The sequence below is a fragment of the Aminobacter sp. 01T433 genome (assembly GCF_056398585.1).
Genome location: NZ_JBFTPR010000008.1, coordinates 123,757 through 147,548, shown reverse-complemented (window position 1 = coordinate 147,548; position 23,792 = coordinate 123,757). Strand labels below are relative to the sequence as shown.

Genomic DNA, 23,792 nt, shown 5'->3' with positions numbered 1-23,792 from the left:
ATTTTCGGTACGGATCGTGCGCCGATTCAAGGTGTCGCAGCGTCGCTAGCGCGTCCAAACGGGTGCGCGGCGCTGCAGGGAGATTGTGATGCTCGAATGGGCGTCCTTCCACACGCGCCAGAACGTCCGGGAAGCCAACGGCTTTTCCTCGGGCGGCAGTTCTGACGGCCCAGCAACCCCAAAAGAAACCGGCATTTCGCTAGCTCTTGGCGGCGGTGCCGCGCGCGGATGGGCCCATATCGGCGTGCTACGCGCACTGGATGAAGCCGGCATTCGCATCAACATGATCGCCGGCACCTCGATCGGCGCACTCGTCGGCGGCTGTTATCTCGCTGGCAGGCTAGATGAGCTTGAGGAATTCGCCCGCAGCCTGACCAAGCGCCGCCTATTCGGCCTGTTCGACCTGAAGCTCGGCGGGAATGGTCTCTTCGGCGGCATGAAACTCGACGCCCGCATGCAGCAGCACATGGGCAGCGTGACTTTCGAGGACCTGCCCAAGCCGTTTATCTGCGTTGCGACCGAAATCCGCACCGGCCATGAGATCTGGCTGTCGAGCGGCTCGCTGATCAAGGCCATGCGCGCTTCCTATGCGCTGCCCGGTGTTTTTGAACCGGTCACCTGCAACGGCCGCGTTCTGGTCGACGGGGCTTTGGTCAATCCGGTCCCGGTCTCGGTCTGCCGCGCCAACGAACAGCCGCTGGTGGTAGCAGTCAACCTTCACTACGACCTGTTTGGCCGTGCCGCCGTCATCAAGCACAGTGCTGGCGAACTGGTGGTCGAGCGCCCGGCAAGGCCCGGGGAAACTCCCGGCTACAGCGAGCGTGAGGCACGGCTTGGCATTACTGGGGTGATGGTCGAGGCGTTCAACATCATCCAGGATCGCATTTCGCGCGCACGTCTCGCCGGCGATCCGCCTGATCTTTCGATCCAACCCAAGCTCGGCCTCATCGGGCTTTCGGAATTCCATCGGGCCGACGAAGCCATCCGCCTCGGCTATGAGGCGACCAAGGCGCAGATGGAAGAGATCCTGCGGCTACAGGCAGTGTTGGGTTAGAGCATGATCCCGAAAAGTGGGCACCGGTTTTCGGAAGAGATCATGCTCAAAACAAGAAGTTAGAGCCCATCCCGATTCCATCGGGATGGAACAGGCTCTAGGGCCCGGCAAGTGCCGCGTCGATGATCCGGAATTGGGCCGTGCGGCTGCCATTCCAGTGATTGACCGAAATCGACCCGGCGACATGAACCGTGCGGTCACGGTTCCTGAACAGGAAGTCGCCTATTGGCGTTTCCGCGGCCCGGAACGCGATACCCTGCAGCCGACCGCCACTCTCTGAACGCAGGTCGACCCGGATATGCGCTGTACCGACAAGCCGGACGTCGGCAATGCGGTGTCGCGGCAAGACGAAAACAGGCGCCACATGCCCTGCCCCGAACGGCCCCGCCTTTTCCAGCGCATCGACAAGATTCAAGGTGGCGCCCTCGGCGGCCAGGGCGCCATCGATCTTGAGGCTTTCTTCGTCCTGAAGGCGAAACACATCCGCAGCCGCACGCTGCTCAAAAAAGGCGCGCAGTTCGCCGAGCTTGGCGCGCTCGACGGTGATACCGGCGGCCATGGCGTGGCCACCGCCCTTGACCAGCAAGCCAGCCTCGACCGCCTCACGCACCAACCGGCCGAGATCGAATCCTGACACCGAACGGCCAGAACCAGTGCCGATGCCATTTCCGTTGAAGGCAATGGCAAAGGCAGGACGGCGGGCATGATCCTTCAGTCGCGAGGCGAGAAGGCCGACGATACCCGGATGCCAGGTCGTGTTCGCCGTCACCAGAACGGCTGGGCCAGGCCCCGCGCCAATCTCGGCATCGGCCTCAGCGCGCGCCTCGGCCAGCATCTCGGTTTCCATCGCCTGCCGCTCCTGGTTCAGGCGATCGAGCGTTTCGGCAATCGTTCCAGCTTCGACCGGATCGTCGGTGGCAAGCAGCTTGCTGCCGAGTGCCGCATCGCCTATGCGCCCGCCGGCATTGATGCGAGGCCCAAGCAGGAACGCGAGATGGAAATTGTTGAGCGGCTCGCCAATGCGAGCAACGCGGGCAAGTGCCGTCAGGCCGACATTGTTCTGCTGGCGCATGGCCTGCAGCCCTTTGACGACAAAGGCGCGGTTGACGCCGGTCAGCGGCACCACGTCGCAAACGGTTGCCAATGCCACCAGGTCGAGCAGTGACAGCAGGTCCGGGCGCGGCGCGTTGGGCAGTTTTTCCCGCAGCACCTTGGCGGTCTGGACCAGCGTCAGGAAGGTCACGCCAGCGGCGCAGAGATGACCCTGGCCTGAAAGGTCGTCGTCGCGGTTCGGATTGACCACCGCGCGCGCATTCGGCAACGGCCCGCCAACCTGGTGGTGGTCGAGCACGACCACATCGGCGCCGGCTTCGTTGGCCGCGTCGATGGAAGCCGCACTGTTGGTACCGCAGTCGACCGTGATGATCAGGCTTGCGCCCCGGCCGATCAGCTCTCGCATCGCGTCGGGATTGGGTCCGTAACCTTCGAAAATGCGGTCGGGAATGTAGATCTCGGACTCAATGCTGAAATGCGTGAGAAAGCGCTTCATCAGCGCCGAGGACGACGCACCGTCGACGTCGTAGTCGCCGAAGATCGCCACTCTCTCCTTGCGCAGCACGGCATCGGCGATGCGCGCAGCGGCCTTGTCCATGTCGGTCAGCGAAGCCGGATCGGGGAGCAGATCGCGAATCATCGGGTCGAGAAAGCGCTCGGCATCGTCCGCCGTGACACCGCGACCGGCAAGCACGCGCGCGACGATGTCGGGCACGCCGTGCCCTTGGGCAATGGCGAGCGCCAACATGTCCTGCCGCTCCGTCAGCCGGTGCTCCCATGAAACACCGGTCGCGGAGCGACGCACACCGAGAAAGAGCCGCCTGTCAGCCGCCATATGCTATCCGCCCGTCCATTGACGTCGGACCATAGGCGACCAAGGCTGGCGCGTAATCAGAATTTTTCCAGATCCTGATGGCGCGCCTTGATCTCGCGCACCGTCTTGGACGACGAACGCAACACGATGGTGTGGGTAGTGATCGAATCGCGGCCGAACTTCACACCGGCAAGCATGTTGCCGTCAGTGACGCCTGTGGCAGCAAACAGCACGTCGCCGCGCGCCATTTCCTCGACACGATAGACCTTGTTGGGGTCGGTGATGCCCATGGTTGCAGCACGAGCGACCTTCTCGGCGCTGTCGAGCAGCAAGCGGCCCTGCATCTGGCCGCCGGTGCAACGAAGTGCCGCTGCAGCCAGCACGCCTTCGGGCGCGCCGCCGGTGCCGAGATAGATGTCGATGCCGGTCTCGTCAGGGTCGGTGGTGTGAATGACGCCGGCCACATCGCCGTCGCCGATCAGGCGGATGGCTGCACCAGTCGCACGTACTGCTTCGATCAGCTTGGCATGGCGCGGGCGATCGAGGATGCAGGCGGTGACTTCTTCGACCGGAACGCCCTTGGCCTTTGCGACGGAGGCGATGTTGTCGGCAGGCGAGGCATCGATGTCGATCACGCCTTCCGGATAGCCCGGGCCGACCGCGATCTTGTCCATGTAGACGTCTGGCGCGAACAGCAGGCTGCCCTTTTCGGCGATGGCGATGACGGCCAGCGCATTGGGCAGGTTCTTGGCGCATATGGTAGTGCCTTCGAGCGGATCGAGCGCAATGTCGACTTCCGGGCCGCCCGAGCCGACTTCCTCGCCGATATACAGCATCGGCGCTTCGTCACGCTCGCCCTCGCCGATGACGACGGTGCCATTGATCGCGAGGCGGTTCAATTCCTGGCGCATGGCATCGACCGCGACTTGGTCCGCAGCCATCTCGTCGCCACGTCCGCGCAGCCTTGCTGCGGCAACGGCAGCGCGCTCGGTAACGCGCACGAGTTCCATGGTGAGAATCCGGTCGAGGCCGGCAACAACGCTTTTCGCCATATCAGGGTCCTGAAATCGATGAATTCGGAGCGCCCGAACCGGGCTCGCCCTTATTGTCAAACCCGCATGACAACAGCAAGACCTGTAGCCCGCTTTATCGAAAGCGAAGCAATATCAATCGATTGAAACGAAACTACGGCTTGACTGCCCGGCCGGGGGCACATTTCTGCCCCACGCGTGCAGCTGCTCTTAGCCCGCCCGCTCGATGCGGATGACCTGCGGCTTGTCGGTCAGGTGGCCGTCCTTGGTAATGCCGTCGACCGCCTTGCGCACGGCTGCTTCGGTGGTCTCATGGGTAACCAGGATCACCGTTTTCTGCGCCGCGCCGTCCGAGCCGTCGGCGTGCTGGACAATCGATTCCAGCGAAATGTCGTTGTCGGCCATGCGCTTGGCGATAGCCGCGAACACACCGATACGGTCATGCACTGTCAGGCGGATGAAATAACCGCCAGCGTGGCTGCGCATCTGCGCCTTCTTGTAAGGCTTCAGTTCCTTAGCCGGGCGGCCGAACACCGGCCCATGCTGGAAGCCGGGACGGCTCTTGGCAATGTCGGCGATGTCGCCAACGACGGCCGACGCGGTGGCGTTGCCCCCGGCGCCGGGGCCGGACAGCAGCAACTCGCCCAAAATGTCGGTTTCGATAGCCACCGCATTGGTGACGCCATGAACCTGGGCGATGACCGAAGCCGTCGGCACCATGGTCGGGTGCACGCGCTGTTCGATGCCGCTTTCTGTGCGCTGGGCAACGCCGAGCAGCTTGATGCGATATCCGAGCTCGGCAGCGGCGCGGATGTCGGCCTGGGTGATGTTGGAGATGCCTTCGAGATAGATGTCGTCGGCCGCGATCTTCGAGCCAAAAGCCAGGCTGGTCAGGATCGCGAGCTTGTGAGCAGTATCGTTGCCCTCGATGTCGAAGGTCGGGTCGGCTTCGGCATAGCCCAGCCGCTGTGCGTCCTTGAGGCAAGCGTCGAAGGTCAGGCCTTCGGCTTCCATGCGCGTCAGAATGTAATTGCAGGTGCCGTTCAAGATGCCGAACACGCGATTGACGGTGTTGCCGGCCATCGCCTCGCGCATCGTCTTGATGACGGGGATGCCGCCCGCCACCGCAGCTTCGTAGTTGAGCAGAACGCCCTTCTTCTCGGCGACTTCAGCGAGTGCCACGCCATGCTTGGCAAGCAGCGCCTTGTTGGCGGTCACGACATGTCGGCCGGCATCGAGTGCGGCGCGCACGCAGGAACGCGCAGCGCCCTCGTCGCCGCCGATCAGCTCGACAAAGACATCGATGTCGGCTTTCTCGGCCAGTTCGATCGGATCTTCGAACCATTTGGCACCGCTCAGGTCGACGCCGCGGTCGCGCGAACGGTCGCGAGCGGAAACAGCGGTTACGACGATCTCGCGGCCGCACTGACGGGTGAGTTCGGCTCCCTTGTCGCGCAGCACGCGCGCCACCGAAGCACCGACCGTGCCGAGACCGGCAATTCCAACACGCAATGCTTCAGCCATGGTCGACGGCGCCTCTTGTTTCAGCAGTTCTGGATTGAGTGTGGCGCGCTCAGCGATGGGCTGCGAGCGGAACCACATTGTTGGGTTGTTTGCCGGTGGTCGTCAGGAAACGCTTGATGTTGCGCGCCGCCTGACGGATCCGGTGCTCGTTCTCGACGAGTGCCAGACGCACATAGTCGTCGCCGTGCTCGCCAAAACCAACACCCGGAGCCACCGCCACGTCGGCATGCTCGATCAACAGCTTGGAAAACTCGAGCGAACCAAGATGCTTGAACGGCTCAGGGATCGGCGCCCAGGCAAACATCGTCGCAGCCGGTGCCGGGATTTCCCAGCCAGCACGGCCAAACGAGTCGACCATCACGTCGCGGCGCTTGTGATAGACCTCGCGCACTTCTGCGATGTCGGTGCCGTCGCCATTGAGCGCTGCAGTCGCGGCCACCTGGATCGGCGTGAACGCGCCATAGTCGAGATACGACTTCACGCGCGTCAAAGCGGCGATCAGGCGCTCATTGCCGACGGCAAAGCCCATGCGCCAGCCCGGCATCGAAAACGTCTTCGACATCGAAGTGAATTCGACAGTGACGTCGATGGCGCCAGGCACCTGCAGCACCGAAGGCGGCGGATTGCCGTCGAAATAGATCTCCGAATAAGCAAGATCCGACAGGATGATGATGTCGTTCTTCTTCGCGAAGGCGACGACATCCTTGTAAAAATCGAGCGTGGCGACATGCGCCGTAGGATTCGACGGATAGTTGAGGATCAGCGCCAGCGGCTTGGGGATCGAATGGCGAACGCCGCGCTCGAGTGCCGGGATGAAGCCGTCATCCGGCTTGGCCTGGAGCGAACGGATGACGCCGCCGGACATGATGAAGCCGAAAGCGTGGATCGGATAGGTTGGATCGGGGCACAGCACCACGTCGCCGGGCGCCGTGATCGCCTGCGCCATGTTGGCGAAGCCTTCCTTAGAGCCCAGTGTCGCCACGACCTGGGTGTCGGGATCGAGCTTCACACCAAAGCGGCGGGCATAATAATTGGCCTGGGCGCGGCGCAAACCGGGGATGCCGCGCGACGACGAATAACGATGGGTGCGCGGGTCGCGAACCACTTCGCACAGCTTGTCGACGATGGCAGTCGGCGTCGGCAGGTCGGGATTGCCCATGCCAAGATCGATGATATCGGCGCCGCGCGACCGGGCGCTGGCCTTCAGCCGGTTGACCTGCTCGAAGACATAGGGCGGAAGGCGGCGGACCTTGTGAAATTCTTCCATGTCAATTCCAGGTAAACAGGGGCGCTTTGCGTGCGCGATATATACTCATTTGCAGGCAGGGTCGATAGCCTGGCACTCGCCTTCGATGGCCTTGAGCGTATCGTCGCCATGCTTTCTGGCCAGCGTGGTCATCGCCGCTGAATTGTCCGCAGCAACGCCTGCCTTGGCGCCTTGGCGCCCTTGCGCAGCGTGTAGATTGGCGAGCTTGGCCGCCTTTTGATCCTCGGTGAACTGCGGCGCCGCGGACTGCGGTGGGATATTGAGATTGGGGTATGTGCCGGTGTCCTGCGCGCCGTGAGCTCCGACAGGCACAGGATTGGTCGCCGCAGTGCTGGTGCAGCCGCTGACGGCAACAGGCAATGCCAGCACGCCGGCAAACACAACCGCCCGGGCGCAGAAAAAAATATGCCGACCAACACTATATGTCATAAAGTTTCCCCGACAGGCGCGGTAGAGCGCGTTGGACCCGGTAAGACGTCACATGATAGTATGTCAATAAAAGGCCCTTTGGGAGGACCTGCAAAGACCATGGCGAAGGTAGACGATTCGGACAAGCCGAGTGGCGATTCCCCCTCCTCCGTCGAGCAATATCTCGTCAAAGATCCCGAGCGCTTTGCGCTCAACATGGCGCGTATGATCGAGCAAGCCGGCAAGGCGGCATCCGCCTGGGCTGAACCGCGCGAAAAGGGCGAGCTCCGCGACACGGTTGCCGAGCCGATGACCGATATGGTCAAGACCTTTTCAAAACTCACCGAATACTGGCTGTCTGACCCACAACGCGCGCTCGAAGCCCAGACCAGGCTGTTTTCCGGCTATCTCGACGTGTGGAGCAAATCGGTCCAGCGCATGGGCGGCGACGAGGTCGACGACGCAGTGAAGCCCGATCGCACCGACAAGCGCTTCCTCGACCCCGAATGGGGCCGCAATGCCTTCTTCGACTTCCTCAAGCAGGCCTATCTGGTTACCGCTCGCTGGGCTGGCGATCTGGTCGAACATGCCGACGGCCTTGATGAGCATACCCGCCACAAGGCTGGCTTCTATGTGAAGCAGGTCGCCAATGCGATCTCGCCCTCCAACTTCATCCTGACCAATCCAGAACTGTTTCGCGAAACCGTCGCCAGCAATGGCGAAAACCTGGTGCGCGGCATGAAGATGTTCGCCGAGGACATCGTGGCCGGAAAGGGCGACCTCAAGCTCAGGCAAGCCGACTATTCCGGCTTCGAGATCGGCAAGAACATCGCCACCACGCCCGGCAAGGTTGTCGGGCGCAGCGATGTCGCCGAGATCATCCAATACGCACCCTCCACCGACATGGTGCTGAAACGGCCGCTGCTGATCTGCCCGCCCTGGATCAACAAGTTCTACATCCTCGACCTCAACCCGAAAAAGTCGTTCATCAACTGGGCGGTCGAACAAGGCCACTCGGTCTTCGTCATCTCGTGGATCAATCCCGACCAGCGCCACGGCCTGAAGGATTGGGAGGCCTATATCCGCGAGGGCCTGCAATATGGTCTCGACACCGTCGAGCAGGCGACCGGGGAGCGTGAGGTCAACGCGATCGGCTATTGCGTCGGCGGCACGCTGCTTGCCGCTGCCCTTGCGCTCCTGGCGCAGGAGGGCGACCACCGCATCCGCTCTGTCACTTTCTTCACCACCCAGGTCGACTTCACCTATGCCGGCGATCTCAAGGTGTTCGTCGACGAGGACCAGATCACAGCGCTCGAAGGAGCGATGAAGGACAAGGGCTATCTCGACGGCACCAAGATGGCGACCGCCTTCAACATGCTGCGCTCAGGCGACCTGATCTGGCCCTATGTCATTAACAACTACATGCGCGGCAAGGACCCGCTTCCCTTCGACCTGCTCTACTGGAATGCCGATTCGACGCGGATGGCGGCTGCCAACCACTCGTTTTACCTGCGCAACTGCTACCTCCAGAACAACTTGTCGCAAGGCAGGATGGAACTCGCCGGACGCACCGTCTCGCTCGCCGACATCACCATCCCGGTCTACAACCTCGCAGCCCGCGAAGACCACATCGCCCCGGCCCGTTCCGTCTTCTTGGGTTGTCAGTATTTTGGAGGCGATGTCGACTATGTCGTTGCCGGTTCGGGGCATATCGCGGGCGTGGTCAATCCACCTGCCGCCGGCAAGTATCAATTCTGGTCGAACGGCAAACCGACAGGAGATTTCGACGCATGGCTCCAACGCGCGGCCGAAACGCCTGGCTCATGGTGGCCGCACTGGCAGCGCTGGATCGAATCCAAGGACGATAGCCGCGTTGCGGCCCGCAAGCCTGGCGTAAGGGGCAACGTGTTAGGCGATGCCCCAGGCAGCTATGTGAGGGTCCGCGTGTAACTCGCTGTAATGCGTGGTGAGTTGACGCCCTTAACAAAGGGGGCGAAAACGTGGCGCCTATCATGATCTTGCCTTATTTGGCGCCTAGCTCGATAGTTGGGGATCATCGCCATATCATTGAGTGCCGCTTCTTGTTGGGAAGCGTGCCTGCTTAGACGTTCGATTTAATCGCCAAGCGTGATCTTTGGCCTGCAGTGCATGAGAGGGGACCGCTTTGACGTCAGGACACCTGCGATTCGCAGACCGGCGATGCGGCGTTGCGCTGACCGTACTGGTTTCGCTGCTTGCCGTGTCCTGCTCTTCGACCGGCGCACCCAATTTCGAACTTGCAAACACTGCCCTCACTGCCGATGCAACCGGCCAGGCAACGTCGCAGGGAGCCCCCGGCGCAGCGCCGACAGCTACCAAGCTTGTCATGAACGCCGACGGCGACACCGCCCTTCCCGACCAGGTCGGCTACGTTCCCCTTGTCAATCCAACGGCTACGACACCAGCTGAAACCGCGCTCGCCAGCGCTGAGCAACAGCACACACCGGTCGCCGCAGCAGAGCAGCCGAAGACGGAAGCTTCAGCTCCCCAAGCCGCGGAAGCGAAAACAGGAAAACCGCCGGTCCAGCAAGATACAGGCTTCTACCTGACAAACGGCCCTGCCCCCGAAAAGCCAGAGCTGCCGCAGAAAAAGGGCTTTCTCGCTTCGTTTTTCGGCTCAGCGCCTGCCAAGGCCGCTCCGGCGCCCGCCGAGCAAAAGGCGAAACCGCTCATCGCTACTGCAGCCGCGGCACCGGCAGCCGCCACCCCCGAGGAAAAAGCCAAGCCGATCATCACGCTTGCTTCGGCCAGGTCCGGTGCCAAGCCAGTGGCGCTGGCCTCGCTTGGCGGTAGCTCGTCCGGTGGTGACTTTGCCCTCCCCGGCGTGCGCACCACCGATCTGTTCGAAATCAAGCGCAAGTCAGGCATCGACGACGACAGCGACGTTGACCTGCACGAGGACGAGGAACCAGGCCTCCAGCTGGCCTCGGCTGCCGGCATGGCCCGACTTGCCCCGAATGGCCTGTTGAAGCAGACTGAGAGTGTCGATGTCGCCTGCCTCAAGCCGTCGCTGGTGCGCATACTCAAGGCTGCCGAGCAGCGCTATGGCAAGAAGATGATCGTCACCTCCGGCTACCGCAATCCGGAGCGCAATCGCCGCGCCCGTGGCGCCAAGAATTCACAGCACATGTATTGCGCGGCTGCCGACATCCAGATTCCGGGCGTCGGCAAATGGGAACTGGCGACCTTCCTGCGTTCCATGCCGGGCCGTGGCGGCGTCGGAACCTACTGCCACACCAACTCGGTGCACATCGATGTTGGGCCGGAGCGCGACTGGAACTGGCGTTGCCGCAGGGGCAACTAAAAAAACTTTGCGCAACAGCAAAAAGACGGGTTGCCTGCTGCGAACAAGCCAATTATACACCGCTTCACCTGAGCGCGCCCATCGTCTAGCGGTTAGGACACCGCCCTTTCACGGCGGTAACAGGGGTTCGATTCCCCTTGGGCGTACCAGGTTTTTCAAGCATTTAGCTTGCTGAAGTATCCTTCCAATTTAACCGTTCCTAGATCCGAAGCCGGCACCTGCGAGCCTGCCTTGCAGCCGGACAGCGACAAAAGCCCTTTGCAAGCATTCCGGCCCAGCTGTGCCTGAAAAGATGCGCCGCGGCTTCAGATTCTTGCTTATGGCCGTTTTGCGAATCGCTCGTGGCTTGTTCACGCGACAGATGCCGAATCATGGATCAAAGATAACGGCGCTGATCGGCTTTCGATTCGCCGAGGGCATGACGGGCCTGCGAAGCGTCGAGCGATCGACACCGATACGCCCGGCGTGATCGCCGGCAAAAATCCTGATCTAACTGGCCCGCCTCAGAACCTGCTTCTTCATGGCACGGGCAGCAATGGCGTCGGAGCTGCGGAGAGCACGGACCGCAACAGTTCGTTTCCGCCCGACCACAGGATTTGCAAGCCCAGACAAAACAGAATGAACGCGGACAGCCGCACGGCGATGTCGGTGCCGCCCGGGCCGAGAAGCCTTTGGATGCGGTCCGCATAAGCGAAGCAAAACAAGATGGACACCGCCAGCACCGCAATGGCGGCAAGGCTCGCCAAGACGAACATGATCCTGTCTGCGGGACTGGTGATCGTCGCATCTGAAAGACCGATGCTGATAACGACCGCGATCGAGCCAGGCCCCGTCGTCAACGGCAACGTTAGTGGATAGAAGGCCTGATCGAGCAATTTGGTGCGGTCGACCCCTCCTGCCGACGCCTGCATCTCCTTTTGGCTTCCTTCGTTGAGAAGCTTCCACCCCGATACGGCAACGACGAACCCTCCTGCGACGCGCAGGATCGGGATGGAAATCCCGTAAAACTGCAGAATGAGCGCGCCAAGGAGGAATGAGCAGACCAGAAGGATAAGCGAATTCATCGCGATACGCCGAGCAAGGACGGAGCGTAGTTCGGGAGTTGCGCCACCGGTTAATCCGAGGAAAACGAGGGCCGAGCCAGGCGGATTGACCACCGGAAAGATCGACGCGAGCACCACAACGAATGTGTGGACGGCCGCGTTCATTCAGGCAGATCCACATCCATCAAGCACACCACGCGAAAGCCTGGGATGCCTCTGAACACATCGACAAGCTTGGCCGCTCCGGCCATTTTTGCGCCTTTCAAACCGTGAGCAACGTCCCGACTTCCTGGCTGTGGTAAAATAAACCATACATGGATTGGCGGCAGGTTGCCACCGCCGCAACCTGAGCAGCAGCGCAGGACCAATCAAGTCGGCAGCCCCTGTCCCTGGAAGAGACACCGTTGGCCAGATCCGCACTGCGCAAATCGCAAAGCGGCGGATCGGGGAAAAATGAAGCGGTTACGCCTTCGCGCGCCGCGCCCCGCAGCATCTCTTGAATTTCTTGCCCGATCCGCAGGGACACGGATCGTTGCCATTGCGCTGCAGGTAGCCGATCAGCGGCAAGAGCGCAGCCGAAGGCAAGAGCGCCGCCGTGAACGCTGCAAGCTTGGCAGAAAACCCCGGCACGACCAGACGACGGCCGGATTTGAATCCCCGCCACGCGCGCTCTGCAACATCCTTCGAATCAAGCTTGGGCAAGATCTTGAACAGTGCCGTCTGACTGGCGCCTGACCGCTCAAGAAACTCCGTCGATACTGGTCCAGGAGCGACGCAAGTAACCGTCACGCCGGTCTTGCGCACTTCTTGATGAAGCGCCTCCGAAAAGGTGCGCACAAAGCCTTTGCTGGAATAATACAAGGCCATGTAGGGCCCAGGGGTGAAACTGGCCACCGAACCGAGGTTGAGCACCCCGCCGCGCCCCCGCGCCACCATGTCAGGCAGAAACCTCAGCGTCATGTCGCTGAGGGCACGTATGTTGAGATCGATGATACCGAGCTGATCATCCATGGGCAGCGCGATCGCCGCACCACGCAAGCCATAGCCGGCGCTGTTCACCAACACATCGCAGAAGAGACTTTTCGTGGCGAGGAAGTCCTCCAGACAAGCCGACGCCTCAGGTGCCGACAGATCCAACTCGAACGTGACGGCCTCGCCGCCCGCATCGCGCACATCCTTTGCGGCAGCAGCCAAGCCTTCAGCGGAACGCGCAACCAGCACGATGACAGAACGCTCTCGAGCCGCAACCTTGGCTATTGCCCGGCCTATCCCACGGGACGCGCCGATGACCACGACGGCTGGTCGGAACTGTTCATCTAGGCTCATGCACCTGCACCTGAAGCCGCCTTACCGGGCACAGCTCCGATTTGAGCGATATCTTGTACTTCATTGGCCACAGCGTTGTTCAGGATTTCTTCGAACCTCACCAGCGCGCGCGCGACATTGGCCCCATCCATGACCCTGTGATCATAGTGGATGCGGACATCCACCGATCCATCTTCGCCGATCGGACCGTAGTTGAGCAGTGTGGTCAAAGGCGTCAGCGGATTGAGCGACTCGGCACCAAGACCGGAATAGACCGAAAGCTGAAAGGTACCGAAAAAACGGGCCCGCTGCCGCCCAATGTTAAGCCCTAGCCACATGAGCAGCCATCTTATTGGCGCAGGCGCTCGCGCCATCTTGAGCGCGCGCCGAAAGTCCTTGATTTCCATGACAGGAAGCGATCGCGCGGCGTGGAAGGATGCTTCAATTTCGGCGATCGAGCAGCTCTCTGGAGACCTGATCATGCTCAGCAAGACGACCCGCTCACCATCGTGCTCGCGCTCATGGGCGACGGAGGCCACGCTGACCGGGGTTTCATAGAGCTGGGGCCTGGGCAACTTGATGTAAGCGCGCCGCAGATCCGGCATCTCTCGCGCCAGCAGCGCATATCCCTTGAGGAACAGCACAGTCCACGAAGACCGGCTCTGCTGCGCCATCCTGGCGGCTTGCAGCGGTCCGAGGTTCATCCTGCGCTGCACTGTGACACGCGGAATCCCGATCGAAAACCGCATCAGATCGCAGACAAGACGTCGCGCCGCCGAAAGCTTGAGGGCTCGGCCTCTCATCGTGCCTCCTCTAATACAGATAGGGGATAATGCGCTTTGTCCTCGCCATATAGGCCCGATATTGCGGGCCAAAGATTTCCTCCATCATACGCTCTTCCTTGTCCACTCGAAGGAAAAAAAGGGTTGCGAAGCCAACCAGCCCAGCCAACCCAACAATCCAGTTCGACAGCAAAAAGGCCTGACCAAGGCCCATCAGCAGGAAGGAGGTATACATGGGATGGCGTATGAAGGCGTATGGGCCGCCCGAAACAAGCTCGTGCTGCTGGCGAATCTCCAGCGTGATCGACCAGTTCCGGCCGAGTTCCTTGTGAGATCGATGAAAAACCCACAGTGCTGCCGCAAACAGCACGCTTCCAACAGCGACTGCCCATACGCTTGCCGGATAGTCGGCCGCTTCGGGGATACCTGTCGCGACATAAAACGCCGGAAAGATAGCGAGACCGAAGAGTGCGCACGCAAGCCCGATGGCGTCGGAACGCGAACGGCGGTCGCTTACGACCCGGACCCGCTTGGCGCGACGCTCGAACGGGTAGCGGATAACGTACCACCCAACGATACCAAGAACCCACGCGGTCTGGCCTACTGACGCTATCGAAATGCTCAATCTACGTTCCTAAGGCCTTTGACAGGGCTCGCAAGAAACCCTGCAGCTAACCGACTTTTCCTAAACTCAGCCAGCCGATGTGACAGCGGGAGTTTTAACTGCAATCCTTTTGCCGGCATTCATCTCGCGAAGCTTGGTTACGAACTGCTGCGGCCGATTTTGGATGGCGGGCGTCTTATAACCCATCGAACGGGCAATGTCCGCCACGAATGCGTTGCAGTTATAGACTGCCGCTTGCCAGACGGGCGAGCTTGCCTGCAGCTTGCGAATATTCGCAACGACTTGATTATACTCGGCTTCGCTCAGCATGACCCGCCAACTGGCCGACCGGTACTGTTCTTCCAGATCGCCGTCGCTCCAGCCCGTCTCGGATTTCACAGGCACGAAATGTCCCAGGACATAAGGAACCTCGCTTGTCGAGGCCGGATGCAATCCCGCGACCTGCGGATTGATCATTTCCCCATCCTTGGTCGAGCGCCCAAAGACCACGTAGGTATGGCCATAGCTCAGCGCGTAGCGTGAGCGAAACTCTATGAAATAGCCTTTGCTTTGAGACGCGTCCGCCGTCTTGACCTCGCGCGCAGCTGCTGCAGGCGCCTCCACCGGCGAACCGGCGCCATCGGAATTCGAAATGAAACGCGGTTGGGGACCGCTGTCCTGGCATGCCGCTGTCGCCAGCGCCATCAGGGCAACAACAAGCAAACGGCCGCTTAGTAGCGCCATTTCCAAAGCTCCGCTTTTGACTTGGAATGAGCCAAGACCACGAGGCAGGATACATCCATGACCAGTGTCCGGACAGCGACAGCTAGAGCCCAAAGGCACGCCCTAGTCTGCTTGGAAGGCAATGGTGGGGGGGCCAATGAAGGCCCTCCCACAATTAGCAAGACCGATCGTTTTACTTGTAGATCGGTGCCGGTGCCGGCTCGACGACAGGCGGAGGGGCTTTCCCCTTACCTTTGCCGATTGTTCCGCAGCCACTAAGGCCAACTACGGCAAACACGGCGACTACTGCGACTAGAAATTTGCTCATTAGCAATCCTTCCCCCTAAGGTGGAATCGGTATCTAGACAAAGCCCCACAAAACTATTGTGGACCATCACAAGCTAGCGGTCAATTGCACTGCGGCCTAGTGCAACAAGGACACAGTCAAAGAAGTTTACGTGGCGGAAATTCGTTAGCCCACGCACGGAGATTGAACGATGCGTCTGGCTCGCCAACATCAGATCACCAGCACCGTGGTCCCCACGGGGGTACGATCATAGAGATCTATGATGTCGTCATTTGTTAGTCGAACGCAGCCACTCGATACTTCGGTTCCAATCGTCCAAGGTTCGTTTGTACCGTGCAGGCGGAACATCGTGTCTTTGCCTCCGCGATAGAGGTAAAGCGCGCGCGCGCCGAGCGGATTGTCGGGGCCACCGGGTACGCCACCTGCGTATTGGACGAGACGCGGCTTGCGCTCCATCATGTCGGCGGTAGGCGTCCAGGAGGGCCAGTCGGCCTTGCGGCCGATAGTTGCCTTACCCTTCACCGTGCGTCCGTCCTCGCCGACGCCGACGCCGTAGCGCGTCGCCCAGCCGTCGCCTTCAACGGCATAGAGGAAACGTTCAGACGTATCGACGACGATCGTTCCAGCTGGCTCCGAGCCGTCATATTTCACACGCTGGCGCTTGAAGCGGGCATCAACGGGTGGGTGCCCGTTGTAGGCTGCCATCATGGGCGCACCTGGTATCGAGGTGCATCCGGAAGCCAGCAGTGCCAGGCTACCCAATACGAACCCGCGTCGGGTGATTTCGCTGTTGTTCATGTTGACCTGCTCAAAAAAAAGACCGATCCCCAAACATAAGCATCATCTTAGCTACCAGAAATTATCTGTCCAGATATGGCAGGCCGACTTGATTTGGCCATGCATACGCCTTCCGAAGGATGCCCGAAACGGGCGTGGCGCGCTCACATGGATCGACGGATCGGATCGCTCAACTGATTTCCGGCGAGGACTTGCGAGCGCGGCCAGCAACTGCTCTCTGGTGATGGGAAGGTAGAGGATGGCAACGATGAACCCTGGCTTCAAAGGGAAAATAGCGATCGTAACCGGCGGCGGTTCGGGCATCGGCGCCGCTGTCTCCCGACAGCTTGGCAGCGAAGCAGCAGAGGTGGTTGTTGCCGATATTGACGCCGAATCTGCCCGTAAAACTGCCGACGAAATTCGCGCGCACGGCGGCAAGGCTCACGATTTTGTGTTCGATGTTGCCGACCCTGCAGCCGTGGAAGAGCTGATCCAGTTCACGATCAAGACCTGCGGCGGCGTGGATCTCGCCGTCAACAATGCCGGCATAGGCGGCGTGCGCAAGGCGACCGCCGACTACCCGCTCGACAGCTGGCACGAGACGATGAATGTCAATCTGAACGGCGTTTTCTACTGCATGAAATACGAGATCGCGGCCATGCAGCAACGGGGCGGAGGCGCGATCGTCAACATGTCTTCGGTGCTCGGTTCGGTAGGACTGCCGACCGCCGCCGCATACACAGCTGCCAAGCACGGGGTTGTCGGGCTGACCAAGGTCGCCGCGATGGAATATGCGAGAACGGGCATCCGCATAAATGCAGTCGGCCCCGGCTGGATCGACACCCCGCTCCTTTCCGAACAGTTTGAAGGAGAATCCCGACGCATGCTGGCTCTGCAACCAATGGGCAGGCGCGGGAAGCCGGAGGAAGTATCTGAGCTGGTGTGTTTCCTGCTGTCGGATCAAGCAAGCTTCATCACAGGAAGCTACCATCTGGTGGACGGCGCCTACACCGCGCACTAGGGCGACGAAATCTTGAAATTGGCGACGTGACTTACGCGAACCAAATGTGACCCCATGCAGATCATCAGAATCACTGTTGCTGTTCTCGCCTGCCTGACCGTGTCTGCCTGTGGCATGGCCAAGGCGGCGCGAGAAACCGGCCAGACGTTCGACAATACGGTTGTCTGGCGCGGGACTTCAAAGGCCAGCCGCCTTGCGCCCCTGATGGTTCCGCAGCGCCCAAACCGTGAATGGCCCAGCTATCCTCATTTCAGGCCGCTCCCTTTACGCCGCCCTCTTGAAAACCTACTGCAGGCGCAACCATCGACGCGGCAGCGGAAAGGAAGAACCATGTCCGACATCATCGTCAAAGACAGCAACGGCGCACAGCTCAACGAAGGCGACTCGGTGACCCTGATCAAGGATCTGAAGGTCAAGGGCACCTCCGAGACCATCAAGCGCGGCACGCTGGTCAAGAACATCCGCCTGAACGGCAACCCTGGTGAGGTCGAGTGCAACACCAAGCAGGTCAAGGGACTGGTGTTGAAGACCGAGTTCCTGAAAAAGGCGTGAGCGAAAGCGTAGTTAGCTAACGTCGAATTTTTTTTGGTCGTCAATGCAGGGTTAACTCTGCTTTCAAGAGTCATTACCCGCAACGATTCTTAAATAGAACTCTGCCGTTAATGTAGTCTGCAGCAACTCATTTGCATTGGCGGATTACGTGAAAAAGCGATTTCTGTTTGGTTTGATCGGAATCATTTTCGGAGTTTGGAGCGCACCGTACTGGCGATCACTTGGTGATTTCGGTCCTTACGTTTTCGTCTTGATGGCATGGATTCTCCTTTTCGCCAGCGTAGTTTGGTTCGGAAGGGGCAACAAATCGTCCCTCATTTTTGGCTTTGCAATCTCAACAGGCATTGCCATGTGCCTGCTGACTGTAATTTTGACCAACAAGTACGTTGCAGTAGCAGTCATGCTCGCACTCGTTTGCATCGCAATGAAAACACGATTCTTCGAAGCCAAATTCTGAAGGCCTGCCAGCCAATCAAGAATATCGATAGCGAAAGTCGACAAGAAGCCCATCGACGGAAGCAGCCTGCCAAAACTCACCCGTCAACGCGGTTTTAAACTCTGAAGTCCAGACTCACAGCATGTCTGGATTCGCCCTTCCCAAATTGAGATGGCTGGTGCTCGGCGCGCTTGCGGCGGGCGGCTGGGCCATGACACAGGAGTTGCCGAGCAAGGCGCGTATCGAGGATCGTCCCTCCAGGACTGCAAGCCGTCCGAAGGCGGAGACCACGCCACGCACCGAAGCGGCAGTCACGCGGCCCAAGGTCAACGTCGCACCGCGCCCGCAAACGGAGGTGGCTCGACCCAAGGTCGACATCGGGCCAAGCAAGCTGGCTGCAAGTTCGAAACCGAAAGCCGACGTCGCGCCCCAGAAAATTGCCATTGCGACTCGTCCCAAGGTGGACGGCACGCCGCGCAAGCCGCCGGAAGTTATCGAAACAGCCTCGATCACGCGGCCACCCACGCCGTTGCCGCGCCCGAAGCCAGCGGCCAAACAGACGTCAGCGATGCCCGACACGGACAGCGCTGCCGCCCTCAACGTACTCTACACCAGCACATCAGTCTATCTGCGCCGGCGTCCGAACGTTTCCGCTCCAGTAACCTCAAGCCTGAAGCAGGGCGAGAGCGTGCGCGTCTTCGCCCGCGACGGCAAATGGACACTCGTTTCGGCCTCCGGGCGCAAGGGCTGGGTGCATGGCGACATGCTGCGGCCGGCCGATCCTGCCGCCCCTCGCCCCAAACAGACGCTTGCGCGACCTGCGAAAGCTGGCACGCCAGACTGACTTTGGCGGTTTTTGCTGGCCAAACGCCGCATATCGCTGCGGTTTGGCCTTTGCGGGTTGAATCTGGACGCTTCCGGTGCCAAATCTGCGGCAACGCCTCGCAGCACGTCGCGAGCAACCCCAGACATATTCGGCAGAGGTCAATGGTCAGCTATCTCGACGCCGCCACGGCGCCCCTCAGGAACACAGGCCAGATCCGTCTCTATGGAGAGGATGCCTTCGAAGGCATGCGCAAGGCCTGCGCGCTCACCTCTCAGTGTCTCGACGAGTTGGTCGATCGCGTCGCGCCCGGCGTCACCACCGAGTCCATCGACCGCTTCGTCTTCGAGTTCGGCATGGATCATGGCGCGATGCCGGCCACGCTCAACTACCGCGGCTACACCAAGTCGAGCTGCACCTCGATCAACCACGTCGTCTGTCACGGCATTCCCGACAACAAGCCGCTCAAGGACGGCGACGTCGTCAATATCGACGTCACCTATATCCTCGATGGCTGGCACGGCGATTCGAGCCGTATGTACCCGGTCGGCAACATCAAGCGCGCCGCCGAGCGCCTGCTTGAAGTCACCCATGAGTGCCTGATGCGCGGCATTGCCGCCGTGCGCCCCGGCGTACGCACGGGCGCCATCGGTGCTGCCATCCAGACCTATGCAGAAGCCGAGCGCTGCTCGGTGGTGCGCGATTTCTGCGGCCACGGCGTGGGTGCCTTGTTCCACGACGCGCCGAACATCTTGCACTATGGCAACGTCAACGAAGGCGTCGAGATGCGCCAAGGCATGATCTTCACGATCGAACCGATGATCAATCTCGGCCGCCCGCATGTGAAAGTGCTGTCCGACGGCTGGACTGCCGTCACGCGTGACCGCTCCTTGTCGGCGCAATACGAGCATACGGTCGGTGTCACCGCCACTGGCTGCGAGATTTTCACGCTGTCCGCCAAGGGGCTCGACCGGCTGGGATTGTCCGCATAATATCGCCTCGCCGGTGTTCTGGCGGGGGCGATAGCGGTGGCGAACAACGACCACGACGAGCGCGATTTCTTCGGCGAGCTTCCGTTGCCGTCGATCAAACGAGATGCCGCGCCAGAAAAGCCCCATTATCTCGGCCATCGTGACCGGCTGCGCGAGCGGTTTTCGACGAATGGCGGCGACTCGCTCGCCGACTACGAGCTGCTCGAACTGCTGCTGTTCCGGCTGATCCCGCGATCCGACACGAAGCCTGTGGCAAAGGCCCTGCTCGCCCGCTTCGGCACGCTGGCGGAAGTGCTCGGCGCCACCACCAACCTGCTTCAGGAGGTCAAGGGCATCGGACCTTCGGTCGCGCTTGATCTCAAGATCGTTGCGGCATCGGCCAAGCGTATGGCGCGCGGCGAGATCAGCGGACGCGAAGTGCTGTCGTCCTGGCCCCAGCTGCTCGACTACTGCCGTGCCGCGATGGCCTTTGAAGCACGTGAACATTTCCGCATCCTGTTCCTCGACAAGAAGAACGTGCTGATCGCCGACGAGGTGCAGCAGACCGGCACAGTCGACCACACCCCGGTCTATCCGCGCGAGGTCATCAAGCGGGCGCTGGAGCTGTCGGCAACCGCGCTTATCCTCGTGCACAATCACCCCTCAGGTGACCCGACGCCGTCGCGCGCTGACATCGACATGACCAAGACGATCATCGACACGGCCAAGCCGCTAGGCATTTCGGTGCACGACCACATCATCATCGGCAAGAAGGGTATCGCCAGCATGAAGGGCCTGCTGCTGATCTAGGCAAATATCAACTTGAAGTTCGCTGAACGCCCATGCAAACTGCCCAGCATTAAATCGATCCGCAACCTGACAAGCGATCAGGCGCAAGATCTCTACCGCTATTGGTGAAGAGGGTCTTGCATGCGCGCGAAACGAAATACTCAGCCCATCTTTCTGCTAGCCACGGTCGCCCCTCGAAAAAGGGAGGGATCCAGTCCGACTGGTCTTGTCGGTCGACATCTTGCCCAGCAGTTGCTCGATAGTGGCGTATCCGTTCGTGTCCTTGCCGAGCCCGGGCAGCTTGACGGCTGGGCGCAGGGAATCCAAGTCATGTCAGGGTCAATTACGAGTCCGAAGGACGCTGACCAAGCCTTCGCGGGAGTAGCGAAAGTCTTCCTGGCAGGTGCCGAACCAAATTCTGTGAAAGAAGTCACTAAACTTGCTGCCGCAGCGGGCATCGAGCGGATCGTCGTTCTCTCATCCCACGGACCTGAATACGAGCAGGCGTTTCCACCCAAAACCTGGTTCTGGCTCGCCATCGAGAAGGCGGTGGAGGGTTGCGGCATACCATGGACGCACATCCGCCCATCGGCTGTGATGGGCGCGTGCCTCGAAGGAACCTATCCTGCAACGGGCTCGGATTGGATGGACTCGATTCGTCGCGAGGGCGTCATGCGCGAGCCGCTTGTAGATCGCGGCTATTACCCCTTTATCCATGAAGCGGACCTTGCCGCCGTTGCCGCCGCCGCTTTGCTACAGGACGACTATGTCGGGCAGATCCTTGAAGCCATTGGGCTTCCAATCAGTACGCGATCACGCGTTGCAGCCCTTGAGAAGGCCTTGGGCCGCAGGATCGCAACTGAGGAACTCACGCCGGATCAAGGCCGCAAGGCTTGGCATCAACTCGGTTGGCCAAGCGGAGCGATCGAGGTGACGCTCTTTGCACTGGAGGCATACGCCTCTCGGTTGGAGGAGTTGACCGAATGGACCCTGGCGCAGAAGCCCAGCGTCGAGGACATGATCGGACGCCCGCCACTCAGCTTCGAGCAATGGGCCCGCGAGCATATCGAGGCCCCGGATCGGACCGTCACAGCGCGTGAACAGTGAGAAAGAGGCTACACCCACCCAGAATCAAAAAGGCCGCTGGATCAACCAGCGGCCTTTTCGTTTTATGTCTGGAACGTCGCCTTATTCGGCGTCGGCTTCCTTGGCCTTCTTCTTGGGAGCGGCCTTCTTCTTGGGCTCCTCGCCCTCGGCATTCTCAGCCTTGTCGGCCTTCTTGGCGGAAGCCTTCTTGGCAGGCTTCTCGGAAGCCTCGTCCTCGTCGTCGGCGAGCAGCTCTTCCTTGCTCACCTTCTTGTCGGTGACGGAAACCAGCGACAGCAGGTGATCGACGACCTTCTCTTCGAACAGCGGCGCGCGCAGATTGACCAGCGCCGACGGGTTGTTGCGGTAGAAGTCGAACACTTCCTGCTGCTGGCTGCCCGGGTAACGGCGAACCGTGTCGAACAGGCCGCGCTGCAGCTCTTCGTCGGAAACCGTCACGCCAGCCTTCTCGCCGATCTCGGCAAGAACCAGACCGAGGCGCACGCGGCGCTCGGCAAGGCGCTGGTATTCGGCGCGGGCTTCTTCTTCCGTCGTCTCTTCGTCGGCGAAGGTGCGGCCAGCGATTTCCAGATCACGGGTGACCTGGCTCCAGATGTTGTTGAACTCGGCTTCGACGAGCTTCGAGGGAGCCTCGAACTTGTAGGAACCGTCGAGCTGGTCAAGCAGCTGGCGCTTGACCTTCTGGCGCGTCATGGCGCCGAACTGGTTCTCGATCTGGCCACGGACGATGTCGCGCAGCTTCTCGAGCGACTCAAGGCCGAGGTTCTTCGCGGTCTCGTCATTGACCTCGAGCTTGCCCGGGGCAGCGATTTCCTTGACGGTGACGTCGAAGGTCGCTTCCTTGCCAGCCAGATGGGCAGCCTGGTAGTTTTCCGGGAAGGTGACGGTGACGAGCTTCTCGTCGCCGACCTTGGCGCCGATCAGCTGGTCTTCAAAGCCGGGGATGAACTCCTTGGAGCCGAGCACCAGCGGCTGGTCGCCACCCGTGCCACCGTCGAAAGCGACGCCGTCGATCTTGCCGACATAGTCGATGGTGACGCGGTCGCCTTCAGCGGCCTTGCCGGTCTTGGGCTCGTAGGAACGCGCCGATTCGGCAACGCGGTTGACCTGCTCATCGATTTCGCTTTCCGGAACGTCATAAACCGGGCGCGACACCTTGATGTCGGCGAAGTCCTTGATCTCGATCGCCGGGATGACTTCGTAGCTCAGCGAGAACTCGAAGTCGGAACCGCCAGCGAGGATCTTCTCGGCTTCCTTCTCGTCTTCCGTCATCGTCACGTCGGGCTGCATCGCAGCCTTTTCGCCACGCTCGGAAATGATCGTGCGGGCGGAATCGGTCAGGATCTCGTTGACGACTTCGGCCATGAACGACTTGCCATAGACCTTGCGCAGGTGCTGCATCGGCACCTTGCCTGGGCGGAAGCCATTGATGCGGACCTTGTTCTTGGCATCCGAAAGCCGCTTGACGAGTCGGGCTTCCATGTCGCCGGCAGGAACCGAGACCTTGATCTCGCGCTTGAGGCCGGAGTTGAGCGTTTCGGTGACCTGCATCATCAAACCTTTGTTTTCACGTATGGCGCGGGTGGACGGCGTCCTGCCGTTCAGCCTGCCGGAATTCGTTTGCCGGGGGTGGCTTCAAGTTCGCAAATCGGTATCCGGATCCGCCATTTGCGGTCGTTTGCTCCGCCGTCACCCGAGGATTTCGATAAGCTGTTGTTATTTCGACTTCTTATCGCATCCTGTAGCGACGGGTACTTGCGTCCTATCTCATTCGACAGGCCTTTTGTCACAGGCGAGGCCAATTTTCAACTATCTTCGCCGTTTCTCCCAGGTGAGCTGGTTTCAGCTGTGAGATTGACAGAATGATGGCAGCGTGGGATTGGCGATCCATGCGGATGTGGCGGAACTGGTAGACGCCCTGGATTTAGGTTCCAGTGCCGAGAGGCGTGTAGGTTCGACTCCTATCATCCGCACCAAAGACGCTCTGCCCGGCGGACCTTGAAACCTCGTATCGAGAGTGATTCAGCCGTGCACCAAGCAGTAAATCTCAAAGCCGCA

Annotated in this window: 23 protein-coding genes and 2 tRNA genes; 12 read left to right on the top strand and 13 right to left on the bottom strand. The window is 60.6% G+C overall.

All coding sequences use genetic code 11. The features are described from left to right. Positions 1 to 88: 88 nt before the first annotated feature. Positions 89 to 1,054, top strand: coding sequence for a patatin family protein (locus AC1DLV_RS16355; protein ID WP_476782600.1), 966 nt, complete (start codon positions 89 to 91; stop codon positions 1,052 to 1,054). A 97-nt stretch (positions 1,055 to 1,151) separates the two neighbouring features. On the opposite strand, the gene recJ is transcribed toward AC1DLV_RS16355, so the two are convergent. From recJ to AC1DLV_RS16330, 5 genes are all read right to left on the bottom strand, one after another. Then, positions 1,152 to 2,942: a single-stranded-DNA-specific exonuclease RecJ gene (gene recJ, locus AC1DLV_RS16350; protein WP_476800901.1), complete on the bottom strand. Its 1,791-nt coding sequence runs from the start codon at positions 2,940 to 2,942 to the stop codon at positions 1,152 to 1,154. A 56-nt stretch (positions 2,943 to 2,998) separates the two neighbouring features. Further along, entirely contained in the window at positions 2,999 to 3,973 is a 975-nt protein-coding gene (gene glpX / locus AC1DLV_RS16345) for a class II fructose-bisphosphatase (RefSeq protein WP_476800902.1), read from the bottom strand. Between the two features lie 189 nt (positions 3,974 to 4,162). Then, positions 4,163 to 5,476, bottom strand: a complete 1,314-nt coding sequence (locus AC1DLV_RS16340) for a homoserine dehydrogenase (protein ID WP_476800903.1) — start codon at positions 5,474 to 5,476, stop codon at positions 4,163 to 4,165. A gap of 49 nt (positions 5,477 to 5,525) precedes the next feature. Then, positions 5,526 to 6,743 (bottom strand): LL-diaminopimelate aminotransferase, encoded by a 1,218-nt coding sequence (locus AC1DLV_RS16335; RefSeq protein WP_476800904.1) that lies wholly within the window; start codon positions 6,741 to 6,743, stop codon positions 5,526 to 5,528. A 45-nt stretch (positions 6,744 to 6,788) separates the two neighbouring features. Then, a complete protein-coding gene (locus tag AC1DLV_RS16330) occupies positions 6,789 to 7,172 on the bottom strand; it encodes a hypothetical protein (protein ID WP_476800905.1) in 384 nt (127 codons plus the stop codon). A gap of 99 nt (positions 7,173 to 7,271) precedes the next feature. Between AC1DLV_RS16330 and AC1DLV_RS16325 the strand changes: the two genes are divergently transcribed. The 3 genes from AC1DLV_RS16325 (at position 7,272) to AC1DLV_RS16315 (ending at position 10,643) form a co-directional block, all read left to right on the top strand. Next, positions 7,272 to 9,101, top strand: coding sequence for a PHA/PHB synthase family protein (locus AC1DLV_RS16325; RefSeq protein ID WP_476800906.1), 1,830 nt, complete (start codon positions 7,272 to 7,274; stop codon positions 9,099 to 9,101). Positions 9,102 to 9,315: 214 nt separating this feature from the next. Continuing rightward, positions 9,316 to 10,494 carry a YcbK family protein gene (locus AC1DLV_RS16320; RefSeq protein WP_476800907.1) on the top strand — a complete coding sequence of 393 codons (1,179 nt, stop codon included), beginning with the start codon at positions 9,316 to 9,318 and terminating at the stop codon, positions 10,492 to 10,494. A 74-nt stretch (positions 10,495 to 10,568) separates the two neighbouring features. After that, positions 10,569 to 10,643 (top strand) — tRNA-Glu (locus AC1DLV_RS16315). Positions 10,644 to 11,012: 369 nt separating this feature from the next. On the opposite strand, the gene AC1DLV_RS16310 is transcribed toward AC1DLV_RS16315, so the two are convergent. From AC1DLV_RS16310 to AC1DLV_RS16280, 7 genes are all read right to left on the bottom strand, one after another. Continuing rightward, positions 11,013 to 11,675, bottom strand: coding sequence for a MarC family protein (locus AC1DLV_RS16310; protein WP_476800908.1), 663 nt, complete (start codon positions 11,673 to 11,675; stop codon positions 11,013 to 11,015). A 324-nt stretch (positions 11,676 to 11,999) separates the two neighbouring features. Further along, positions 12,000 to 12,863 carry an SDR family NAD(P)-dependent oxidoreductase gene (locus AC1DLV_RS16305; RefSeq protein ID WP_476800909.1) on the bottom strand — a complete coding sequence of 288 codons (864 nt, stop codon included), beginning with the start codon at positions 12,861 to 12,863 and terminating at the stop codon, positions 12,000 to 12,002. After that, positions 12,860 to 13,645 (bottom strand): hypothetical protein, encoded by a 786-nt coding sequence (locus tag AC1DLV_RS16300; RefSeq protein WP_476801034.1) that lies wholly within the window; start codon positions 13,643 to 13,645, stop codon positions 12,860 to 12,862. The genes AC1DLV_RS16305 and AC1DLV_RS16300 overlap by 4 nt, the downstream gene beginning before the upstream one ends. Before the next feature lie 10 nt (positions 13,646 to 13,655). Beyond that, positions 13,656 to 14,243, bottom strand: coding sequence for a protein-S-isoprenylcysteine O-methyltransferase (locus AC1DLV_RS16295; RefSeq protein WP_476801035.1), 588 nt, complete (start codon positions 14,241 to 14,243; stop codon positions 13,656 to 13,658). Positions 14,244 to 14,315: 72 nt separating this feature from the next. Then, positions 14,316 to 14,972, bottom strand: a complete 657-nt coding sequence (locus AC1DLV_RS16290) for a hypothetical protein (RefSeq protein ID WP_476800910.1) — start codon at positions 14,970 to 14,972, stop codon at positions 14,316 to 14,318. 172 nt (positions 14,973 to 15,144) lie between these two features. Further along, the gene (locus AC1DLV_RS16285; protein ID WP_109577431.1) at positions 15,145 to 15,279 is read right to left on the bottom strand and encodes an ABC transporter; all 135 of its coding nucleotides are present in this window, start codon (positions 15,277 to 15,279) and stop codon (positions 15,145 to 15,147) included. Positions 15,280 to 15,468: 189 nt separating this feature from the next. Then, entirely contained in the window at positions 15,469 to 16,056 is a 588-nt protein-coding gene (locus tag AC1DLV_RS16280) for a L,D-transpeptidase (RefSeq protein WP_476800911.1), read from the bottom strand. Between the two features lie 247 nt (positions 16,057 to 16,303). Between AC1DLV_RS16280 and AC1DLV_RS16275 the strand changes: the two genes are divergently transcribed. From AC1DLV_RS16275 to AC1DLV_RS16245, 7 genes are all read left to right on the top strand, one after another. After that, complete coding sequence (locus AC1DLV_RS16275; RefSeq protein ID WP_476801036.1) at positions 16,304 to 17,056, top strand: SDR family NAD(P)-dependent oxidoreductase; 753 nt, start codon at positions 16,304 to 16,306, stop codon at positions 17,054 to 17,056. A gap of 330 nt (positions 17,057 to 17,386) precedes the next feature. Then, on the top strand, positions 17,387 to 17,608 hold the full coding sequence (locus AC1DLV_RS16270) for an alkylphosphonate utilization protein (RefSeq protein WP_476801037.1): 222 nt from the start codon (positions 17,387 to 17,389) through the stop codon (positions 17,606 to 17,608). 148 nt (positions 17,609 to 17,756) lie between these two features. Continuing rightward, a complete protein-coding gene (locus AC1DLV_RS16265) occupies positions 17,757 to 18,065 on the top strand; it encodes a hypothetical protein (protein WP_476800912.1) in 309 nt (102 codons plus the stop codon). Positions 18,066 to 18,186: 121 nt separating this feature from the next. After that, on the top strand, positions 18,187 to 18,888 hold the full coding sequence (locus AC1DLV_RS16260; protein WP_476800913.1) for an SH3 domain-containing protein: 702 nt from the start codon (positions 18,187 to 18,189) through the stop codon (positions 18,886 to 18,888). Positions 18,889 to 19,031: 143 nt separating this feature from the next. Continuing rightward, the gene (gene map, locus AC1DLV_RS16255) at positions 19,032 to 19,859 is read left to right on the top strand and encodes a type I methionyl aminopeptidase (RefSeq protein WP_476800914.1); all 828 of its coding nucleotides are present in this window, start codon (positions 19,032 to 19,034) and stop codon (positions 19,857 to 19,859) included. Between the two features lie 36 nt (positions 19,860 to 19,895). Next, positions 19,896 to 20,648, top strand: a complete 753-nt coding sequence (radC, locus tag AC1DLV_RS16250; RefSeq protein WP_476800915.1) for a RadC family protein — start codon at positions 19,896 to 19,898, stop codon at positions 20,646 to 20,648. A gap of 120 nt (positions 20,649 to 20,768) precedes the next feature. Continuing rightward, the gene (locus AC1DLV_RS16245) at positions 20,769 to 21,734 is read left to right on the top strand and encodes an SDR family oxidoreductase (RefSeq protein WP_476800916.1); all 966 of its coding nucleotides are present in this window, start codon (positions 20,769 to 20,771) and stop codon (positions 21,732 to 21,734) included. Between the two features lie 81 nt (positions 21,735 to 21,815). Here the strand turns inward: AC1DLV_RS16245 and tig are convergent, their stop codons facing one another. Continuing rightward, positions 21,816 to 23,285, bottom strand: coding sequence for a trigger factor (gene tig / locus AC1DLV_RS16240; RefSeq protein WP_476801038.1), 1,470 nt, complete (start codon positions 23,283 to 23,285; stop codon positions 21,816 to 21,818). 340 nt (positions 23,286 to 23,625) lie between these two features. Between tig and AC1DLV_RS16235 the strand changes: the two genes are divergently transcribed. Beyond that, positions 23,626 to 23,710, top strand: a tRNA-Leu gene (locus AC1DLV_RS16235). Positions 23,711 to 23,792 lie beyond the last annotated feature (82 nt).

Excerpts from the sequence above, each read along its gene's own strand:
- AC1DLV_RS16305 (WP_476800909.1), bottom strand. The coding sequence starts at position 12,863 with ATGAGCCTAGATGAACAGTTCCGACCAGCCGTCGTGGTCATCGGCGCG.
- AC1DLV_RS16290 (WP_476800910.1), bottom strand. The coding sequence starts at position 14,972 with ATGGCGCTACTAAGCGGCCGTTTGCTTGTTGTTGCCCTGATGGCGCTG.
- AC1DLV_RS16285 (WP_109577431.1), bottom strand. The coding sequence starts at position 15,279 with ATGAGCAAATTTCTAGTCGCAGTAGTCGCCGTGTTTGCCGTAGTTGGC.
- AC1DLV_RS16270 (WP_476801037.1), top strand. The coding sequence starts at position 17,387 with ATGTCCGACATCATCGTCAAAGACAGCAACGGCGCACAGCTCAACGAA.
- AC1DLV_RS16330 (WP_476800905.1), bottom strand. The coding sequence starts at position 7,172 with ATGACATATAGTGTTGGTCGGCATATTTTTTTCTGCGCCCGGGCGGTT.
- map (WP_476800914.1), top strand. The coding sequence starts at position 19,032 with ATGGTCAGCTATCTCGACGCCGCCACGGCGCCCCTCAGGAACACAGGC.
- recJ (WP_476800901.1), bottom strand. The coding sequence starts at position 2,942 with ATGGCGGCTGACAGGCGGCTCTTTCTCGGTGTGCGTCGCTCCGCGACC.
- glpX (WP_476800902.1), bottom strand. The coding sequence starts at position 3,973 with ATGGCGAAAAGCGTTGTTGCCGGCCTCGACCGGATTCTCACCATGGAA.
- AC1DLV_RS16335 (WP_476800904.1), bottom strand. The coding sequence starts at position 6,743 with ATGGAAGAATTTCACAAGGTCCGCCGCCTTCCGCCCTATGTCTTCGAG.
- AC1DLV_RS16325 (WP_476800906.1), top strand. The coding sequence starts at position 7,272 with ATGGCGAAGGTAGACGATTCGGACAAGCCGAGTGGCGATTCCCCCTCC.
- AC1DLV_RS16355 (WP_476782600.1), top strand. The coding sequence starts at position 89 with ATGCTCGAATGGGCGTCCTTCCACACGCGCCAGAACGTCCGGGAAGCC.
- AC1DLV_RS16300 (WP_476801034.1), bottom strand. The coding sequence starts at position 13,645 with ATGAGAGGCCGAGCCCTCAAGCTTTCGGCGGCGCGACGTCTTGTCTGC.
- AC1DLV_RS16260 (WP_476800913.1), top strand. The coding sequence starts at position 18,187 with ATGTCTGGATTCGCCCTTCCCAAATTGAGATGGCTGGTGCTCGGCGCG.
- AC1DLV_RS16275 (WP_476801036.1), top strand. The coding sequence starts at position 16,304 with ATGAACCCTGGCTTCAAAGGGAAAATAGCGATCGTAACCGGCGGCGGT.
- tig (WP_476801038.1), bottom strand. The coding sequence starts at position 23,285 with ATGCAGGTCACCGAAACGCTCAACTCCGGCCTCAAGCGCGAGATCAAG.
- AC1DLV_RS16340 (WP_476800903.1), bottom strand. The coding sequence starts at position 5,476 with ATGGCTGAAGCATTGCGTGTTGGAATTGCCGGTCTCGGCACGGTCGGT.
- AC1DLV_RS16245 (WP_476800916.1), top strand. The coding sequence starts at position 20,769 with ATGCGCGCGAAACGAAATACTCAGCCCATCTTTCTGCTAGCCACGGTC.
- AC1DLV_RS16280 (WP_476800911.1), bottom strand. The coding sequence starts at position 16,056 with ATGAACAACAGCGAAATCACCCGACGCGGGTTCGTATTGGGTAGCCTG.